The 17,778-nt window shown below is 65.1% G+C and carries 18 protein-coding genes and 2 pseudogenes; 6 read left to right on the top strand and 14 right to left on the bottom strand.

Annotated features, from left to right (window positions below):
- Window positions 1-74: 74 nt before the first annotated feature.
- The 4 genes and pseudogenes from F0Q45_RS05320 to F0Q45_RS05305 all read right to left on the bottom strand — a co-directional run bounded on the left by F0Q45_RS05320 (window position 75) and on the right by F0Q45_RS05305 (window position 4,149).
- The gene (locus F0Q45_RS05320) at window positions 75-830 is read right to left on the bottom strand and encodes a phosphoglyceromutase (protein ID WP_149652945.1); all 756 of its coding nucleotides are present in this window, start codon (window positions 828-830) and stop codon (window positions 75-77) included.
- Between the two features lie 20 nt (window positions 831-850).
- Window positions 851-1,427, bottom strand: a pseudogene (locus F0Q45_RS05315) (YbjN domain-containing protein).
- Window positions 1,424-2,767 carry a D-inositol-3-phosphate glycosyltransferase gene (gene mshA, locus F0Q45_RS05310; RefSeq protein ID WP_188112796.1) on the bottom strand — a complete coding sequence of 448 codons (1,344 nt, stop codon included), beginning with the start codon at window positions 2,765-2,767 and terminating at the stop codon, window positions 1,424-1,426. The pseudogene F0Q45_RS05315 and the gene mshA overlap by 4 nt, the downstream one beginning before the upstream one ends.
- A gap of 68 nt (window positions 2,768-2,835) precedes the next feature.
- On the bottom strand, window positions 2,836-4,149 hold the full coding sequence (locus F0Q45_RS05305) for an ROK family transcriptional regulator (RefSeq protein WP_149652971.1): 1,314 nt from the start codon (window positions 4,147-4,149) through the stop codon (window positions 2,836-2,838).
- 166 nt (window positions 4,150-4,315) lie between these two features.
- On the opposite strand from F0Q45_RS05305, the gene F0Q45_RS05300 reads away from it, so the two are divergent.
- The gene (locus tag F0Q45_RS05300; RefSeq protein WP_149652943.1) at window positions 4,316-5,071 is read left to right on the top strand and encodes an SDR family oxidoreductase; all 756 of its coding nucleotides are present in this window, start codon (window positions 4,316-4,318) and stop codon (window positions 5,069-5,071) included.
- On the opposite strand, the gene F0Q45_RS05295 is transcribed toward F0Q45_RS05300, so the two are convergent.
- Together F0Q45_RS05295 and F0Q45_RS05290 are read right to left on the bottom strand one after the other, a co-directional pair.
- Entirely contained in the window at window positions 5,052-6,317 is a 1,266-nt protein-coding gene (locus F0Q45_RS05295; protein ID WP_373424921.1) for a L,D-transpeptidase, read from the bottom strand. The genes F0Q45_RS05300 and F0Q45_RS05295 overlap by 20 nt on opposite strands.
- A gap of 130 nt (window positions 6,318-6,447) precedes the next feature.
- Window positions 6,448-7,560, bottom strand: a complete 1,113-nt coding sequence (locus F0Q45_RS05290; RefSeq protein ID WP_149652941.1) for a UDP-N-acetylmuramate dehydrogenase — start codon at window positions 7,558-7,560, stop codon at window positions 6,448-6,450.
- Between the two features lie 2 nt (window positions 7,561-7,562).
- Between F0Q45_RS05290 and F0Q45_RS05285 the strand changes: the two genes are divergently transcribed.
- Genes F0Q45_RS05285 through F0Q45_RS05275 form a run of 3 tightly spaced genes read left to right on the top strand, consistent with a single transcriptional unit; the run spans window position 7,563 to window position 10,010 of the window.
- Entirely contained in the window at window positions 7,563-8,087 is a 525-nt protein-coding gene (locus F0Q45_RS05285; protein WP_149652940.1) for a DUF2505 domain-containing protein, read from the top strand.
- A 46-nt stretch (window positions 8,088-8,133) separates the two neighbouring features.
- Entirely contained in the window at window positions 8,134-8,964 is an 831-nt protein-coding gene (locus tag F0Q45_RS05280; RefSeq protein ID WP_149652939.1) for a carbon-nitrogen hydrolase family protein, read from the top strand.
- Window positions 8,961-10,010, top strand: coding sequence for an LmeA family phospholipid-binding protein (locus F0Q45_RS05275; protein ID WP_149652938.1), 1,050 nt, complete (start codon window positions 8,961-8,963; stop codon window positions 10,008-10,010). The genes F0Q45_RS05280 and F0Q45_RS05275 overlap by 4 nt, the downstream gene beginning before the upstream one ends.
- A gap of 12 nt (window positions 10,011-10,022) precedes the next feature.
- On the opposite strand, the gene deoC is transcribed toward F0Q45_RS05275, so the two are convergent.
- From deoC to F0Q45_RS05245, 6 genes and pseudogenes are all read right to left on the bottom strand, one after another.
- Window positions 10,023-10,712, bottom strand: a complete 690-nt coding sequence (deoC, locus tag F0Q45_RS05270; RefSeq protein WP_149652937.1) for a deoxyribose-phosphate aldolase — start codon at window positions 10,710-10,712, stop codon at window positions 10,023-10,025.
- The gene (locus F0Q45_RS05265; protein WP_149652936.1) at window positions 10,712-11,149 is read right to left on the bottom strand and encodes a DUF2599 domain-containing protein; all 438 of its coding nucleotides are present in this window, start codon (window positions 11,147-11,149) and stop codon (window positions 10,712-10,714) included. The genes deoC and F0Q45_RS05265 overlap by 1 nt, the downstream gene beginning before the upstream one ends.
- Window positions 11,150-11,153: 4 nt before the next feature.
- Window positions 11,154-11,441, bottom strand: coding sequence for a DUF2516 family protein (locus tag F0Q45_RS05260; RefSeq protein ID WP_188112795.1), 288 nt, complete (start codon window positions 11,439-11,441; stop codon window positions 11,154-11,156).
- A 151-nt stretch (window positions 11,442-11,592) separates the two neighbouring features.
- Complete coding sequence (gene hbhA, locus F0Q45_RS05255) at window positions 11,593-12,195, bottom strand: heparin-binding hemagglutinin HbhA (protein WP_149652935.1); 603 nt, start codon at window positions 12,193-12,195, stop codon at window positions 11,593-11,595.
- 266 nt (window positions 12,196-12,461) lie between these two features.
- Window positions 12,462-12,909 (bottom strand): annotated as a pseudogene (locus F0Q45_RS05250) (helix-turn-helix domain-containing protein).
- A gap of 84 nt (window positions 12,910-12,993) precedes the next feature.
- Entirely contained in the window at window positions 12,994-14,346 is a 1,353-nt protein-coding gene (locus F0Q45_RS05245) for a DUF445 domain-containing protein (RefSeq protein ID WP_149652933.1), read from the bottom strand.
- Window positions 14,347-14,481: 135 nt separating this feature from the next.
- On the opposite strand from F0Q45_RS05245, the gene F0Q45_RS05240 reads away from it, so the two are divergent.
- Together F0Q45_RS05240 and pcaA are read left to right on the top strand one after the other, a co-directional pair.
- Window positions 14,482-15,189, top strand: a complete 708-nt coding sequence (locus F0Q45_RS05240; protein WP_149652932.1) for a TetR/AcrR family transcriptional regulator — start codon at window positions 14,482-14,484, stop codon at window positions 15,187-15,189.
- A 155-nt stretch (window positions 15,190-15,344) separates the two neighbouring features.
- Window positions 15,345-16,208, top strand: coding sequence for a cyclopropane mycolic acid synthase PcaA (pcaA, locus tag F0Q45_RS05235; RefSeq protein WP_149652931.1), 864 nt, complete (start codon window positions 15,345-15,347; stop codon window positions 16,206-16,208).
- Between the two features lie 6 nt (window positions 16,209-16,214).
- On the opposite strand, the gene F0Q45_RS05230 is transcribed toward pcaA, so the two are convergent.
- Together F0Q45_RS05230 and aceA are read right to left on the bottom strand one after the other, a co-directional pair.
- Window positions 16,215-17,078 (bottom strand): 3-hydroxybutyryl-CoA dehydrogenase, encoded by an 864-nt coding sequence (locus tag F0Q45_RS05230; protein WP_149652930.1) that lies wholly within the window; start codon window positions 17,076-17,078, stop codon window positions 16,215-16,217.
- 165 nt (window positions 17,079-17,243) lie between these two features.
- On the bottom strand, window positions 17,244-17,778 hold a 535-nt coding region (aceA, locus tag F0Q45_RS05225), incomplete at its 5' end, for an isocitrate lyase (protein ID WP_149652929.1).

The following is a 17,778-nucleotide window of genomic DNA, read 5'->3' as shown; positions in this document are numbered from 1 at the left end:
CACACCATCCCCAACAGGTGTTCGGCTGCTGTTCATGTGCTGTTCAGTAAAAACCCCTGTGAACCCCCGGGAAATCAAATTTTCGCTGTGCCTTGACTGGCTACCGCAGCGGCACCAGCGGCCGCGGCCTCCGGGTCCAGATAGGTACCGCCGGGCACCACCGGCCGCAACTGCCGGTCCAGGTCATAGCGCAGCGGAACGCCGGTCGGGATGTTCAATCCGACGATCTCCTCGTCGGACAGCTGGTCCAGATGCTTGACCAACGCCCGCAGCGAATTGCCGTGGGCGACGATCAACACCGTCTTGCCAGCCCGCAGGTCGCCGACGATGACGTCGGTGAAGTAGGGCAGAAACCTGGCCACCACGTCGGCCAAGCATTCGGTCAGGGGGCCGCCGCCGATGTCGGCGTACCGGGGGTCGGCGTCCTGGCTGAACTCACTGCCCCGCTCGATCGGCGGCGGGGGCGTGTCATAGCTGCGCCGCCAGGCCGTGAACTGCTCTTCGCCGTAACGAGCCTTCGTCTCGCCCTTGTTGAGACCCTGCAGCGCCCCGTAATGGCGTTCGTTGAGCCGCCAGCTGCGCCGCACCGGAATCCATAGCCGGTCGGCGCTATCGAGCGCCAGATGCGCGGTCGAGATCGCGCGCCGCAGTAGCGACGTGTAAAGCACGTCCGGCAACAGGTCGTGCTCGATCAGCAGCTCGCCACTGCGAACCGCTTCCGCCGTGCCCTTCTCTGTCAGCCCGACGTCGACCCAGCCAGTGAACAGGTTGAGGGCATTCCAGTGGCTCTCGCCGTGGCGAAGCAGCACCAGCGTGGCAGTGTCTCCCATGCTGGCAAGTCTCTCACGGGCTATCGGTCATGCTGTGGGTCATCGTCGTCGTCGAACACATTGCCCGCTCCCTCTTTATCGCGCTGCGCGCTCGTCATCGTCGTCGATGAGGTGCGCGAAGGCCTCCAAGTTCTTCAGCGATTCGCCGCGCGCGACCCGCCACTCCCACTCTTTTTGGATCGACGAACGAAAACCCAATTCCAGCAACGTGTTGAAGTCGGAGTCCACCGCCTCGAGCACCTGCCCGAGCACTCGGTCGATCTCGTCGGCATCAACTGAGGCCAGCGACATCCGGCCTACCAAGTAGATGTCGCCAACATTGTCCAGCGTGTAGGCGACCCCATACAGCCGGCGGTTACGTTTGAGCAAGAACCGGTAGACACCCTCGTGGTTCTCGTCCGGCTTGCGGCACACGAATGCCTCGACCCGCACCGAGTGCTCGCCGACGCTCAAGATGGTGTTGGTCTTGAGCTTACGCTCGCCCGGCAATTCCACGATGATGCCCGCCGGCCCGCCATGCGCGCCGGGGTGTTTCGAGTAGGTCAACTGGCTGGCCCGCAACGCATGCTCGATCACCTGCTGCACGGAGGCGCTCATGCGCCTACCCCGCGACGAACCGTCCAACGGCGTGGTTTGCGCGCGGCGACCAGGTCGCGCACGCGGCGCCGGCGCCCGGCGGTGAAGTCGCCGATCGCGCGCCGGTAGCTGGCTAACAGCGCATCAGTGGTGTGGTCCCATGAGAATTCCGCGGCGTGCTCGGCCGCCGCGCGGCTCATTACCCACTTCTGCGGGCCGGCGTTGCGCCGCAACAGCTGGTCGATCGCGTCCGCCCAGTGCCCGACGTCGTGCCCGGATACCAGGGCGCCGGTGATACCGTCGCGCACCGCAACCGGCAGGCCGCCTACCGCCGCCGCCACCACCGGCGTGCCGCAGGCCTGCGCCTCGATAGCGACCAGACCAAAGGACTCGGAATAACTCGGTACCGCAACCAGGTCGGTCGCGCGAAACACGGTAACCAAATCCGAGCGGGATTGCGGCGGCAGGAACGTCACTCGCGCTGTAATGCCAAGTTCGGCGGCCAGATCCGCCAGCCCATCCGGCGAGGCGAATCCGCTGCCCGACGGTCCGCCGGCAACGATGACTCGCACTCCCGGTAGCTCGGCGACCGCCCGCAACACGATGTCCGGCGCCTTCAGCGGCTGAATCCGTCCAACGAAGGCCACCACCTGCTCGTCGAGGGGCAACCCCAGTGCGGCCCGCGCCGCCTTTCGGTCACCGGGTGCGAACACATCCAAGTCGACACCGGGATGGACGATGTCGATTCGCGCCGGATCGGCACCATGATGAGAAACTAACTGCCGGCCTTCATCGTCGGTGTTGACAATGAGCCGGTCCGCCTCGTCGACCACCTGCTGTTCACCGACGGTACGCAGCGGCGGCTCCGGGGCATCACCGTCGGCCAACGCCGCATTCTTCACCGCGGCCAGCGTGTGCGCGGTGTGCACCAACGGCACCGCCCAGCGGTCGCGGGCCAGCCAGCCGACTTGACCGGACAGCCAATAGTGCGAGTGCACGATGTCGTAGTAGCCCGGTTCGTGGGCGGCTTCGGCACGCAGCACCCCGGCTGCGAATGCACACAGCTGAGTGGGCAGGTCATATTTGTCCAGACCCTCGAATGGCCCCGCCACCACATTGCGCACGAGTACGCCCGGCGCGACCCGCACGACCGGCGGATCCGCTGACGCGGTGGCCCGGGTGAAGATTTCCACCTCGATGCCCCGGCGGGCCAGATGCAGCGCGGTCTGCAGCACGTAGACATTCATCCCCCCGGCGTCTCCGGTACCCGGTTGGGCCAGCGGTGAGGTATGCACCGCCAACAGCGCAACCCGGCGCGGGTCGTCGTCACCGGCTAACCGGAGCGGGTCAGTCTGCCGCACACTGTCATCTTTCCAGGACTAACTCTGACAACTACCCCACGCGCGCGAACTACGCACGTCAGGACCCCTTATGCGAGCGCGTCGGGCTGGGGGTCGGGCAGCCGGATGTCCAGTACTCCGGAGCGGCGCATGGCGCCCAACGGATCGGCATAGAGCCCACCCAGCGACACAATGCCGGCCCCCGCTTCTTGCACGCGGTTGCCGAAGGCGGTGACGCGGATGTCCCGCGGCGGCAGCACCGAGCGCGCGGCGAAAGCCGCCTCCACCTGCTCCATCCCTTCCGGGTACTCGGTGAACGCCTGGCCGCCGACCACCAGTTCATCGGGATTCAGCACGTCGCGCAGCAGCGCCACCGTCTCGCCGAGTACCCGGGCCCGCTCGGCCAACAGATCGCGGGCCTGCTGGTTGCCGGCTCGCGCGGCTCGCAGCAGCTCAGTCATTGCGGTAGCCGACCCGCTGGTGCGAGCGGTCGGGGCGGGGGGAATGATCCGCAGCCTGCGGGCAGCAGCCAAAACGGCCTCGTCGCTGACCGTGGACTCAAGCTGTCCGCCGCCGCCGAGCAGCTCCGAGTGGGCCGGCAGGCCCGCAATGGTGCCCGGGCCACTGGCCGGGCAGTGCACCCGCCCATCGATCACCAGCGAGTAACCCACAGTTTCGCGGGCATAGACATAGAGGCTGGTCGCTGAGCCTGGGGCAAACTGCCGCATCCCGAGCAGCAGTTCAGCGCCGGCCATGGCGTCGACATGTGATGCCACCGAGACCGGAAGTCCCAGCGCGTCGGCCAGCACCGGCCCCACCGGTGCGTTTCGCCAGCCCAGCCGCTGATGGTCGACGTGGCCGGTCGTGTTATCGACCGTGCCGCCAATCGCGACTCCGACCCGCAGCGTGCGACGGCGATGCCAACGCCTCAGATAGCGGCCGGCACTGTGAGCCAGCGAGGTCAGGGCCGGACCCGCTGGACTGAGCGGCGTCGGCGTCTCAACCGTGTCGAGAGTGCGGCCGAGCAGGTCAGTGGCCACGATGCTGGTGGTGCGAGCGCCGATGTGGATGCCCAAGGTCACGAACGGCTCGTGGTTGACCTCCACAGGCACCCGGGGGCGCCCGATGGCTCCAGAAACCGCCAAGTCGGCGCGCTCGCGCAGAATACCAGCCTCAAGGAGTGCGGTGACCTGGCGGTTCACCGTCGCGATGCTCAGCGAGGTCACGCCGGCGATGACGTCGCGGCCCACCGGACCACCCAGCCGCACCGCCCGAAACACCGACGCTGCCGCGGAATCAGCCAGGTGCAGGGATGGCGGCGCAACCTGGCGGTACGGCCGCGCCTGGCCGCTACGGCTGGGGGGACGAGGGGTGAGGGTAGTCGTGTGCACGGGCGTCCTTATTTCGAGTTCAACTGGCCGGATCCTGGGCCACGCTGCACAACTTTGCGTCAGGCGCGGCAAAGTGAGCGGCAACAACAGGGGCCCGCGAAAAAGCACGCGGACGTCGCGTCGAACGAGGCGCTGTGGTACACCCCCAGAATTTAGCACGTTTACTAGAGTGTTTCCGATGACAATTCCCAGCCTAAAAAGACGAGTCGCGGTGGTTACCGGAGCCAGCTCTGGGATCGGCGAGGGAACCGCTAAAGTGCTTGCTGCTCAAGGGTTTCACGTAGTGGCGGTAGCCCGCCGGGCAGACCGGATCAAGGCGCTCGCCGAAGAGATCGACGGGACCGCAGTTGTGGCAGACGTCACAAAGGATGCGGCCGTTGACGCGCTGGCACGCGCGCTGAGCCGGGTCGACGTGCTGGTCAACAATGCCGGTGGAGCAAAGGGGCTGGAATCGGTCGTCGACGCCGATCTTGAGCACTGGCGCTGGATGTGGGAGACCAACGTGATGGGCACACTGCGGGTGACCCGCGCGCTGCTACCCAAGCTCATCGAGTCCGGCGACGGCTTAGTGGTTACCGTCACTTCGATTGCGGCGCTAGAGGTTTACGACGGCGGCGCCGGCTACACAGCGGCCAAGCACGCCCAAAGTGCGCTGCACCGCACGCTGCGGGGCGAACTGCTGGGCAAGCCGGTCCGGCTCACCGAGATTGCGCCCGGTGCGGTGGAGACGGAGTTCTCGCTGGTCCGGTTCAACGGTGACCAGCGACGCGCGGATGCGGTCTACTCCGGCATGACTCCGCTAGTAGCCGCCGACATCGCCGAGGTGATCGGGTTCGTAGCCGCAAGGCCGTCGCACGTCAACCTGGACCAGATCGTCATCCGGCCACGCGACCAGGCGTCAGCGACGCGGAGGGCTAACCACCTGGCCCGGTAGTGGTCGTCGGCGTGCCCGACAGGCTAGGCGCCGTCGACGGGGTGGCCGGCGCGGTGATCGGGATCTGAGTTCCTGGCGTGCGCGTCGTCGGCCGCGGCAGCGCCGACATCGACACCCAAGTGTCCCAATCCACCGCCCAGTCCCAGATATCGCCGTCAGAGTAGGAAAGCTGGATCGAACTGCCAGTCACCTCGACCGGATCGCCGTACATCGCTGAGCTGTAGTACTCCTGAGCGTCGCTCGTCGACAGGTTGATGCAGCCGTTGGTGACGTTGCTGTTGCCTTGCGCGCCGGCACTCATCGGGTTGGCGTGGATGAACTCACCGTTGTTGGAGATGCGCACCGCCCAGCGCTCGTGCACGTTGCTGTATCCGGCGGCCGGGTTTGACATGTAGAAGTCAGCGTACTTTTCAGTGACCACGTGGACACCGTTACGGGTGACGTTGCGGGCCTTGTCGGCTTCGCCGTAGCTGCAGGGGAAGTCCATGATGACGCCCTCGTCGGTGACCACCTGCATGCGGTGCGAGGAGACTTCGGCCTTGACCACCTGCCGTCGACCGATCTGGATGCTCAACGACATGTCCTGCAGGCCGTAGGCCCCGTCACCGAAGGGCAACCCATACAGCTGGGCGTCGACGTTCACGGTGGCGCCAGCCGGGTAGTACTCGCGCGGACGCCAGTGCACCCGCGCGCCCTGCGCTTCGTCGGGCAGCCAAGCCCAGCTGCCCTCGACGGGCGGGTTGGTGGTCACCGTGAGGGCCTGCTCGACGGAAGCCTTGTCGCTGATTGGCGCGTCGAACTGGATGATGATCGGGGTCGCCACGCCGACGGTCTGGCCGTCAGCCAACTGGAAGCCGCCGTCGATCTTCTTCGCGGGGGTCACCGTGATGAACTTGCCGGTCAACGGAATCGTCTTTCCGTCGTGGCCCACGGCCGAACCGCTCCAGCTGTAGGTGGTGTCGTAGCCCAGCGGCTCGGTGATGGTGTACACCGTGCGGTCCTGGTTGTATGCGCCGGCGACGGCCTTGCCGGCCGAATTGGTCAGTGCCACCCGCTGGAACCAGCCGTCGCCGACCTCGACGCTGATCGGCGCGATCGGCACTACGTCTTGAGAAGCATCAGCCGGCCGGAATGTCAGATGGGGAGCAGCGGGCGGCTTCTTCTCCGCTTGCTTGGTGACGGTACCCGCACACGCGGCCAGCACGCTTGGGGCCAACACCCCAGCCCCAAGGGCCACCAAAGCCATGCGCCGATTGATCGGCCCCTGACGTTGCGGGTTGGCGGATGTGCTCACAAGTATCCAAGATACCGGGCCAAATGCGCTGTCCCCCGCCAAGAAGCGATCCAGCGACAGCCCACAGGCGTGAAATTGGCCGCTATAAGGAGCATCCGACCAGGACTGGTTCGGGCTGCAGTGTGATACCAAACACATCACGGACCCCGTCGCGGACCGTGCGAGCCAATACCATCACGTCCTCGGCCGTGGCCGCGCCGCGGTTCGTCACCGCCAACGCGTGTTTGGTGGACAGCCGGCACGGCGCGGCTTGATCATCTGGATAGCCCTTGCCGAACCCGGACCGCTCCACCAGCCAGCCGGCTGCCAGCTTGACACCGTCTGGTGCCGGATAGTGCGGCACCAGACCTCGGGTCGCCGCAGCCAACCGCTCATAGACCCCGGGTGCCACCACCGGGTTGGTGAAAAACGAACCGACGCTCCAGGTGTCGTAGTCGGCCTCGTCGAGCACCATGCCTTTACGCTTCCGTAGCGCCAGGACTGCCTCCCGGACGGCTCGCGGGTCGGCGCGATCGCCGCTGTCAGCACCCAGCGCCGCGGTCAGTTCGCCGTAACGCAACGGCGCGCTGCGGCCCGCGGGGTCCAGCGCAAACTCGACCTCCAGTACCACTGCAGGACACTGAAGCCCGTCAGCCTGCCTGAGCACGCTGGTGCGGTACCCGAAACGCAGTTCGGCGCCGGGTACCCAACGGACCGCACCGGTGCGTCGATCCAGCAGCCGGACCCGAGTGATGACATCGGACACCTCCACCCCGTATGCCCCCACGTTCTGCACCGGCGTCGCGCCGGCCGATCCTGGAATGCCAGACAGGCACTCCAGTCCGCCCAGTTGACGTTCGATGGACCTGGCGACCACGTCGTCCCACACCGCACCCGCCTCCGCGCGCACCAGGTTGCCCTCGATGCTGATGCGGTCATTGGTCAACCGCACCACGGTCAGGTCGGCGACGGCGTCTCCGATCACCACGTTGGAGCCGCCTGCAAAGACCAGCAGCGGGCCGCCCTCCCCTGCCCGGTTCTCCACGTCCAGCTGGCGCAGCACCGCGACCACTTGATCGGTGCTCTCACAGGTGATTACCCGCCGTGCCACCGGCCCCACCCGCAGCGTCGTCAACGGCGCCAGCGGCACCAGCTGTTCGACAGGCGCACCGGCAAACCGTGAACCGATCACGGCCCGTAACGGTAGCCTGACCAGCTATGCCGCGTTCATTCGACATGTCGGCCGACTTCGCGGGCAGCGTCGAAGAAGTTCACCTGGCTTTCCACGAGGAGGACTACTGGCTGGCCAGGCTGGCGGAAACTCCGGCGGACATCGCAACTTTGGAATCGATGCGGATGGGCGGGGAGTCCGGGTTCGACGGCAGCATCGAGGTGGTGACCCTGCAGACGGTCCGCAGCCACAACCTGCCGGGATTGGTTACCCAGTTGCATCGGGGCGATCTCTGCGTGCGGCGCGAAGAGACCTGGGGGCCGGTCAGCGACGGCATTGTGACGGCGTCCATTGCCGGAACGATCGTGGGTGCTCCGGTGCACCTATGGGGTACTGGCGTGCTGTCTCCCAACGCCGATTCCGGCGGCTCCCGGCTGTCGCTGCGGCTCACTATCCAGGTGCGTATCCCGTTGATTGGCGGCAAGCTGGAGCGGATGATCGGCAGCGAATTGGGCCAGCTGGTGACCATCGAACAGCGCTTCACCACCGAGTGGATTTCCAGCAAGGCCTAGCTTTGGCCGCCTGGGCGCATCCAATTCGGCTCCTATGCTGGCGGCTATGCGAATCGCGTTAGCGCAATTGCTCAGCAGCACCGACCCGGCGGCCAATTTGCGGCTGGTGCGAGAGTACGCCAACCGAGCAGTCGACGCGGGCGCCCAGCTGGTGGTGTTTCCCGAGGCGACCATGTGCCGGTTCGGCGTCCCCCTGGCACCGATCGCCGAGCCCTTGGATGGCGCCTGGGCCCACGGCGTCCGACGGATCGCGGCCGAGGCCGGCATCACCGTCATCGCCGGCATGTTCACCCCTGCCGGTGACGGGCGGGTGATGAACACGCTGATCGCCGCCGGGCCCGGTTCGCCCAACCAGCCGGACGCCCACTATCACAAGATCCATCTCTACGACGCGTTTGGCTTCGCCGAGTCGCGGACAGTCGCACCCGGGCACGAGCCGGTGGTGATCATGGTCAACGACGTCGCGGTGGGATTGACCGTTTGCTATGACATTCGCTTCCCGGCCCTCTACACCGAGCTGGCCCGCCGCGGCGCCCAGCTGATCGCGGTATGCGCGTCCTGGGGCGCAGGCGCTGGCAAGCTCGAACAGTGGACGTTGCTGGCGCGGGCCAGAGCACTAGACTCGACGAGCTATGTCGCCGCGGCCGGCCAGGCGCATCCCGGCAGTTGTGTGACCAATTCGGGCGCACCAACCGGAGTGGGCGGTAGCTTGGTGGCTTCGCCGCTGGGCGAGGTGGTGGCCGCGGCCGGCGCCGACCCGCAACTTGTGGTCGCCGACATCGACGTCGAGAAGGTGAGCGCCGCCCGCGACACCCTTGCCGTGCTGCGCAACCGCTCAGAGTTCATTCAGATTGATAAGGCACAATCACGGGGGTGACGAACCCGCAAGGGCCACCCAACGAGGGCCCGTCGACATGGTCGCGTCCCACCAATCCAGATCCTTTTGGCCGACCGCAGGCACCGGCTGACCCCGCTGGCGGTCAGTTGCGTTCCAGCGGGCCCGGTGGCGCCCAGACCCAGGAACCGCCAACCGAGGCGGGCCAGGCCGCGCCGCAGACGGAGCCGCTGACTGCGGCTAATGCCGACGCGCAGCACCCCAGTAGCTCGCGGCCGCCCGCCGCGGCCGCTGCCGCGACCACCACGCTGGCCACCCCGCAAGAAGAACCCGCATCGGGAAAGACCAAACGTCGCTGGCGTCGCGACCCGCTATCCGTATTTCTGATCCTGATCATCGTGTTCTCGCTCGTTCTCGCCGGGCTGATCGGCGGCGAGCTCTACGCGCGGCGCGTCGCGAACAGCAAGGTCGCCGCAGCAGTGGCATGCGAGGTCAAGGATCAGGCCACCGCGTCGTTCGGCGTGGCACCGCTACTGCTATGGCAGCTTGCCACGCGCCACTTCACGAACATCACCGTCGAGACCGCCGGTAACCAAGTGCGCGACGCCAAGGGTATGAAGCTGAAAATCAGCATCCAGGACGTCCAGCTCAAGTCCACCCCAAGCTCGCAGGGCACGGTGGGCGCTTTGGATGCCACGATCAGCTGGTCGGCGGAGGGGATCAAGGAATCGGTGCAAAACGCGATTCCCATACTCGGCGAATTCGTCACCAACAGCGTGGTAACGCACCCCGCGGACGGCACCATCGAATTGAAGGGCATGCTCAACGACATCATCGCCAAACCGGAGGTGTCCGGCAATGGTCTGCGGCTGCAGATCGTCAGTTTCAATACGCTCGGCTTTTCGCTGCCCAAAGAAACCGTCCAGTCCACGTTGGACGCCTTCACCGCTGACCTGACCAAGAACTATCCGCTGGGAATTCATGCCGACAGCGTCCAGGTCACCTCGACCGGCGTGACAAGCCGCTTCTCCACCCGGAACGCCACCATCCCGTATGGCGCCCAGAATCCCTGTTTCGCCAATATTTGACGGCGGCGCCGGTCAGCTCGGGCTGAGCCCGTCGAGCACCGCGCGAGTGCCCGACAGACCTAGTCTGGTCGCACCAGCGTGAAGCATTTCGACCGCGTCGGTGGCGGTGCGGATGCCGCCGCTGGCCTTGACTCCCAGATGCCCGCCCACCGTGTCGGCCATCAGCTCGACGGCACGCACGGTCGCACCGCCGGCGGGATGACACCCTGTCGACGTCTTGACGAAGTCGGCGCCCGCGTCCGCGGCGACCCGACACACCTTCGTCAGAGCGTGCTCGCCGGCCAGGGCCAAAAGTACTGCCGACTCGACGATCACTTTCAGCACCACCCCGGCGGTTGCGGCGCGCACCGCTGCGATGTCGGACTGGACCGCGTCGAGGTCTCCGGCCAGCGCAGCGCCGACGTCGATCACCATGTCGATCTCGACGGCCCCCGACGCGACGGCCAGTGCGGCCTCCTGCGCTTTGATCGTCGGCACATGCTTGCCTGACGGGAAGCCCGCGACCGCTGCCACCCGTATGATTTCGGCCCCCGGGGCACTGCAGGCCGCCGGCACCATCGATGGGGAGACGCACACCGCGTAAACGCCCAGCTCGACGGCTTCTGCGACCAACGCGGCCACGTCGGCGCTGGTGGCTTCCGGCTTGAGCAGGGTGTGGTCGACCAATGCAGCTAGCTGCGCACGGGTTGGCTGGCTTAACATCAGAACTGCTCTTCAGCACCACCCGGATTGCATCCGGAGTCGAGCATCGCGGCGTCGTCGACAACCGGACGCCATGGTTCCAGGTTCCAACTGATTTTTCCAGGTTGTGCAATCTCGGCCAGTTCCCAGTGACAGTCGAACTGGCTTCGCATACCGGGGATGTCGGCGTCCGGGGACAGCGCGAGTATCTCCGCCCAGGCAACGTCGGCGCTGGCTGTAGTGCCGGGGTGTCGGGAAGCCGCGCGCCCGGTCGGGGTAGGGAAAACGCGCAAGCTACTGAGCTGTCCCAAGTACACCCACTCGGTGTGATCAATCAGCGGCGGCGAGTACGAGGGGCCAGCAGGGGTCGAGATGCCAGTATCAGGACCAGCGGCGGCGGGGATGGCGCTTAGGACAGCGGCAAGCACCGCCACCGAGACGACTAGTAGGCGTTTCATCCAGTTAGCGGGATTTACCCTGAACGTCGAGAAGCTTAGGCCGGACGTCGACCAGATAAACACCTGCAGCGCATGCGGCAATCGCCATCCCGAGTACGCCAAAGACGAAACCCAGGATGGAAGTCAGCGCCACAGCCACGCCAAGGATCACCAACCATACCGGTTTGGTCAACTTGTCCGCTGCGGTGTAAGCGTCGGGCCGCTGCAGCGCCGCGTGCACAAACGAGTACAGCGCTGTCACGAGAACGGCGATCTGTAAGACCAACATGACAGTACCCACGAGGTGGCTCACGCCTAAAGACTATGCGGGCAGCCGCCAACACGTCGACTCCGAGTCGACTCCGAGTCTCCCCAGCGGGGCGACTCGGACCACAAACACGTCGACTCCGAGTCGCCCCAGCGGGGCGACTCGGAGTCGAGTTCAGCGGTCCGAGTGATCTGGCTTACTTCTGGGTGACCTTCTTGGCGGGGGCCTTCTTGGCAGGCGCCTTCTTAGCTGGGGCCGCTTTCTTAGCCGCCACCGGGGCCTTCTTGGCCGGAGCCTTTTTTTCCGACTCCGCCTTCTTCGGTAGCTCGATGCCGACAAGCTTGGCGGCACGCTCACCGACAGCGCGAGTCTGCGACGCAACCGTACCCAGCGCCTCCTGGGTCAGCTCGACTGCCTGGTCCACATAGCCCTCCGCACGAGCCGACGCGTCCTCGAAGGCCGGCTGGCTGCGCAGCCGCTCGAGAGCGGCCTCACCACGCTCGACGAGCTCGTTATAGCGACCGGTGGCGGCCTCCAAGTAGCCCTCTGCGGCCTTGCGCAGCTCGTCGGCGGTGAAGCGCTCACGCAGCTCGGTAAGCTGCTCAGGCAGGTCTTCCTGCAGCTTGGTCAGCCGGGCCCGGCTCTCCTCGACCCGGGTGCGAGTGTCGGTGCGCCTCTCCTCGGCGCGCTCACGCAGATTGCTGATCAAGTCGTTGACGGTGGCCAGCGCCAAGTCGGCGGCACCGAGCGCGGCAAGCAACGGAGCCTTCAGGTCCTCGATGTTAGGGTTTTCAGCCATCGTGTTTCCTTTCCTAGCGTGTTTTTGAGTGTTCTTATTGGCGTTATTTGCGTCGTGATATGAAATTTGGGCAAGCGTCGGCTCCCCTGAGGGGAATAGTCAAGACCCGCGGATTGACCTAGCGCGTGACTTGCTAAAAACCTCCTGATTGTCGGGTCGGTTGCTGGCGGGAGTCGTGTTGTCAGGCCCGGTTCAGGAACTGCCCTTAGGCTGGTCGGATTACCCGAGCCCGATCAGCTAACGCCGGCCGTCTAACGTCTCCACCGCTACGTCTCACGACCGACAAGTTGATCATTTGTCGATGTCGGATGACTTCGGACACTCCTCACGGATTGCTTCGTTCTGCTGGGTGAATGACGCGTAGATATCCAGCAGAATTTGCTTTTGGCGCTCGCTGATCGCCGTGTCGGTGATGATGGCGTCCCGCACCTGACTGGTCTCGCTGTGCTCGAGAATGCCGGCGCGCACATAGAGAACCTCGGCGGAAACCCGTAACGCCTTCGCGATCTGGGCCAGGACATCGGCGGACGGCTTACGCAGTCCGCGCTCGACCTGGCTCAGGTACGGGTTGCTCACACCGGACCGCTCAGCGAGTTGGCGCATGGAAACTTGCGCCGTCTCGCGTTGCGCTCTGATGAAGCTGCCGATATCGGAGGCCACGTCGGAGGCCTTGGTGGACACCTTGGCGCCCAGCTTGTCCTCCGGGGACGGCATTGGTGCACTCCTTGCGTTGTGCCGATCGTTGACGCCCACCAGGGTACGGACCGGTGCTTGCTTTTGCAAGCGCTTGTTAGCACCCTAGAACAGCAGTTGCGCGATGCCATAGATGGCAACGCCAGCCAAAGCGCCCACAACGGTGCCGTTGATCCGGATAAATTGCAGGTCACGGCCCACATGTAGTTCGATACGCCGGCTGGCTTCCGCGGCGTCCCAGCGCTCGATGGTCTCGGTGATGATCGCTGTGATCTCCACCCCATACTGGGAAACCAGGTGCTGAGCAGCCCGCACCATCCAGTTGTCGACCTTGTCGCGCAGTTCGGCATCGTCGCGCAGCGATTCACCGACCTGAATCACCGTATCGGTGATGCGGGTGCGCAACGCGCTCGACGGGTCGTCGACGCCATCGAGTACCAGTCGCTTGAGCGTCTTCCACGCGGTGGCGGCGGCGTTGGCGACCTCGTCGCGAGCCATCAGCTGCTCTTTGACAGTATCCGCGCGCGCGATGGTCGCCGGATCGTGCTGTAGGTCGTGCGCGAATTCGAACAGAAAGTGGGTTGCCGACCGGCGTAGCTCGTGGTCGGGGTTGCGGCGCACCTTGTCGGTGAAGTCCATCAACTCACGATGGATACGGTCGCCGACCAGATGGTCAATGAATCGCGGCGACCAGGTCGGCGAATCCCGCTCGACCACGCGCTGAATCACTACCCCGGCATTCAGCGACCAGTGGAACGCACGGTCGGCCAGTAGCTGGAGCAAAGCTTCCTGTCGGTTCTCGGCAAGCACTGTTTCCAGCACCCGTCCCACCGGCGGGCCCCACTGCGGCTCGGCGAGGCGGCGCATGATCGTGCGGTCGATGACATGCTGTACGTCCTCGTCGCGGAGCAGCTCCACCAGGACCCGAAGCACCGTTGCCGCCTCGGCCGCCACTCGTCGGGCGTGCGCCGGATCCGACAACCACTTCCCCAGCCGGCTGGGCACTTGCGCGTCGCGCAGCTTGGTCTCCACGACCGGCGCCGACAGGAAATTCTCCCGGACAAAGGTACCCAGTCCTTCGCCGAGCTGGTCTTTCTTGCGCTTGATGATGGCAGTGTGCGGAATCGGAATGCCCAGCGGATGCTTGAACAGCGCGGTCACGGCGAACCAGTCGGCCAGTGCGCCCACCATGCCGGCCTCCGCGGCCGCGCCGGCGTAGCCCACCCACAGTGGCGCGGCACCGTGCGCCTGCACCCAGCGACAGGCAAGAAACGCGACGGTGGCGCCGAGTAGGAAGCTCAGTGCCACCAATTTCATCCGGCGCAGCGCCACACGGCGCTCAGCGTCTGCCTCCGAGTCGGCCCCGGCGAACGACTCCGCTAGCGACGGCCGGCGCCGCGGTGTGCTCACGTCAAGTCTCGGCGGCGGGCCCGACGCGTCGACTCTGTGTGCCACCACACCATCATCCGCTATCGCGGTGATCGGTTGCGGTGACCGCACAATTTCGGGGCTTGACGGGGCCGGCCGATGCGCCGTGCGGGCCCCTGCAGGCCGTAGTATCAGGGGCGTCTAGTGAATGGAAATCGGCGGAAAGTGACAGAGCATATCCCGGCCATGGCGGGCAAAACCGATGGTCGTAAGCGGCGCTGGCACCAACACAAGGTGGAGCGGCGCAACGAACTCGTTGACGGCACCATCGAGGCCATTCGCGTCCACGGCCAATTCCTGAGCATGGACGAGATCGCGGCGGAGATCGGGGTTTCCAAGACGGTGCTCTACCGTTACTTCGTCGACAAGAATGACCTGACGACCGCGGTGATGATGCGCTTCGCGCAAACCACTTTGATTCCCAATATGGCAGCGGCGCTGTCATCCAACCTCGACGGCTACGAACTGACCCGCGAAGTCATCCGGGTATACGTGCAAACGGTGGCAGATGAGCCCGAGCCGTACCGGTTCGTGATGGCCAACAGCTCGGCCAGCAAGAGCAAGGTGATCGCCGACTCCGAGCGGATCATCGCCCGCATGATCGCGGTGATGCTGCGCCGCCGCATGCAGGAGGTCGGCTTGGACACCGGCGGGGTGGAACCGTGGGCGTATCTCATCGTCGGCGGCGTCCAGCTGGCCACCCATTCTTGGATGTCAGCGCCGCGAATGACCAGCGACGAGCTGATCGACTATCTGACGATGCTGAGCTGGAGCGCGTTGTGCGGGATCGTGGAGGCCGGCGGGTCGTTGGAAAAGTTCCGTGAGCAGCCGCATCCGTCTCCGATCGTGCCGCCACGGCGGCAGATCGAATAGCTGGTCGGTTAGCGCCCGCAGCACGCCCGCGGTGCCACCTGTGGCCAATGCAACCCTTTGTCGATCGTTTTAGCGGCTAGCATGCATGGGGAGCATCCGGAGGGCAGGCCAGGGTGCATTGGCGCAAGCCCTGTGGAATAGAAAGGCTCATCCATATGTCCGTGCAGCTCACCCCGCATTTCGGAAATGTCCAGGCCCACTACGACCTGTCCGACGACTTCTTTCGGCTTTTCCTAGACCCCACCCAGACGTATAGCTGCGCATATTTTGAACGCGATGACATGACACTCGAGGAGGCTCAGCTCGCCAAAATCGACTTGGCGCTGGGAAAGCTCAAACTCGAGCCCGGGATGACGTTGCTGGACGTCGGCTGCGGTTGGGGCGCCACGATGCGGCGCGCCATCGAGAAGTACGACGTCAACGTCGTCGGGCTGACGCTGTCCGAGAACCAAGCCGCCCACGTCCAGCAAATGTTCGACCAGATGGACACACCCCGTAGTAGGCAGGTGTTACTGGAAGGGTGGGAGAAGTTCCACGAGCCGGTCGACCGCATCGTTTCGATCGGCGCATTTGAGCACTTCGGCCGCCAGCGTTGGGGCCACTTCTTCAAGATGGCCCACCAGGTGCTGCCGGTCGACGGCGTCATGCTCCTGCACACGATCTCGCGTCCCACCTTCAAAGACGCCCGGGCGCAGGGCAATACGCTGACCCACGAGATCGTTCACTTTACCCAGTTCATCCTGGCCGAGATCTTCCCGGGCGGCTGGCTCCCGACCATCCCGTCGGTCGAGGAGCACGCGTCCGCGGCTGGTTTCAAGGTGACTCGGATCCAATCGCTGCAGCTACACTACGCCCGCACGCTGGAGACGTGGGCTGCCGCGCTGGAGGCCAACAAGGATCGGGCCATCGCCATCCAGTCGCAAGAGGTCTATAAGCGCTACATGAAATACCTGACCGGCTGCGCAAAGCTATTCCGCCAAGGCTACACCGACGTGTGCCAGTTCACTTGTGCGAAGTAGGCAGCGTCAGTACCGGTAGAAACCCTGACCCGACTTCTTGCCCAACTGGCCCGCCTCGACCATCCGCAGCAATAGCGGCGGCGGCCCGTAATGCGGCTCTTTGAACTCCTCGAACATCTTGTCCGCGATCAGCTTAAGCGTGTCCAGGCCAACGAGATCGGAAAGACGCAGCGGCCCCATCGGATGGGATAGCCCGGCGACCACAGCCTTGTCGACATCTTCTACCGTGGCGAACCCGGCCTCGACCATACGAATGGCGGACAATAGATACGGCACCAACAACGCGTTCACCACGAAGCCTGACCGGTCGGAACAGCGCACGACCTGTTTGCCAAGGACGGCGCTGGCGAAGTGTTCGGTGCGTGCGGCCGCCGCCTCGGCGGTGACCAGTGTGCTGACCAACTCCACCAGCGGAAGCACTGGCACCGGGTTGAAAAAGTGCAAGCCCAGCACCCGCTGCGGGTTCTTAGTGGCCGCGGCAATTTTCATAATCGGGATGCTGGAGGTGTTCGACGCCAACACCGCGTCGGCGTCGGTGACGACTCGGTCGAGTTTGGCGAAGATCTCGGCCTTGACCACCTCGTCCTCGACGATGGCCTCGATCACCAGTTGCCGGTCAGCCAAGTCATTCAGGTCGGTGGTGAAAGTTAACAGACCCAGTGCGCGGTCACGTTCGCGCTCGGTCACCTTGCCCGCGCTGACACCTCGCTCCAGCGACTTCACGATGCGGCTGCGTCCCGCGGTAACCAGCGCCTCGGTCGTCTCGAACACCGTCACTGCTACGCCAGCGCGTACCGAGACCTCAGCGATGCCGGAGCCCATCTGTCCAGCCCCGACTACCCCTACCCGCTGGATCGCTGCGTCACTCACTGTTACCTCTTCCGAATCGGTTTGTCTCGCACCGCAGTAGGCCCCGCCCAGGTTGGCTGGACGGGGCCAGCGCTGTCAACCGCTTCCACTCGCGAGCAGACACAGACTCGCATCAGCTTGGCCGAAAAAGTGCGATTCTGCGTCTGCTCGCGGTAAAACCTGTGCTCAGTGGAATTGGCCCTCTTCGGTGGAGCCGGCCAGCGCGGTGGTCGACGAGGTCGGGTCGACGGTGGTGGCGATCCGGTCGAAGTAGCCCGCGCCGACCTCGCGCTGGTGCTTGGTCGCGGTGTAACCGCGCTCCTCGGCGGCGAACTCACGTTCCTGCAGCTCGACGTAGGCGCTCATCTGGTTGCGGGCGTAGCCGTAGGCCAGGTCGAACATCGAGTAGTTCAGCGCGTGGAAGCCGGCCAGCGTAATGAACTGGAACTTGAAGCCCATCGCACCCAGCTCTCGCTGGAACTTCGCGATGGTGGCGTCGTCGAGATGCTTTTTCCAGTTGAACGACGGCGAGCAGTTGTAGGCCAGCATCTGGTCAGGGAACTCGGCCTTGACCCCCTCGGCGAACCGCTTGGCTAGCGCTAGGTCAGGAGTGCCGGTCTCCATCCAGATCAGGTCGGCAAACGGCGCGTAGGCCTTGGCCCGGGCGATGCAGGGCTCCAGGCCGTTCTTGATGCGGTAGAAGCCCTCGGCGGTGCGCTCA

This window comes from Mycobacterium simiae (assembly GCF_008370645.1).
Taxonomy (GTDB): Bacteria; Actinomycetota; Actinomycetes; order Mycobacteriales; family Mycobacteriaceae; genus Mycobacterium; species Mycobacterium simiae_A.
This window is presented reverse-complemented; position numbering and strand designations above follow the sequence as displayed.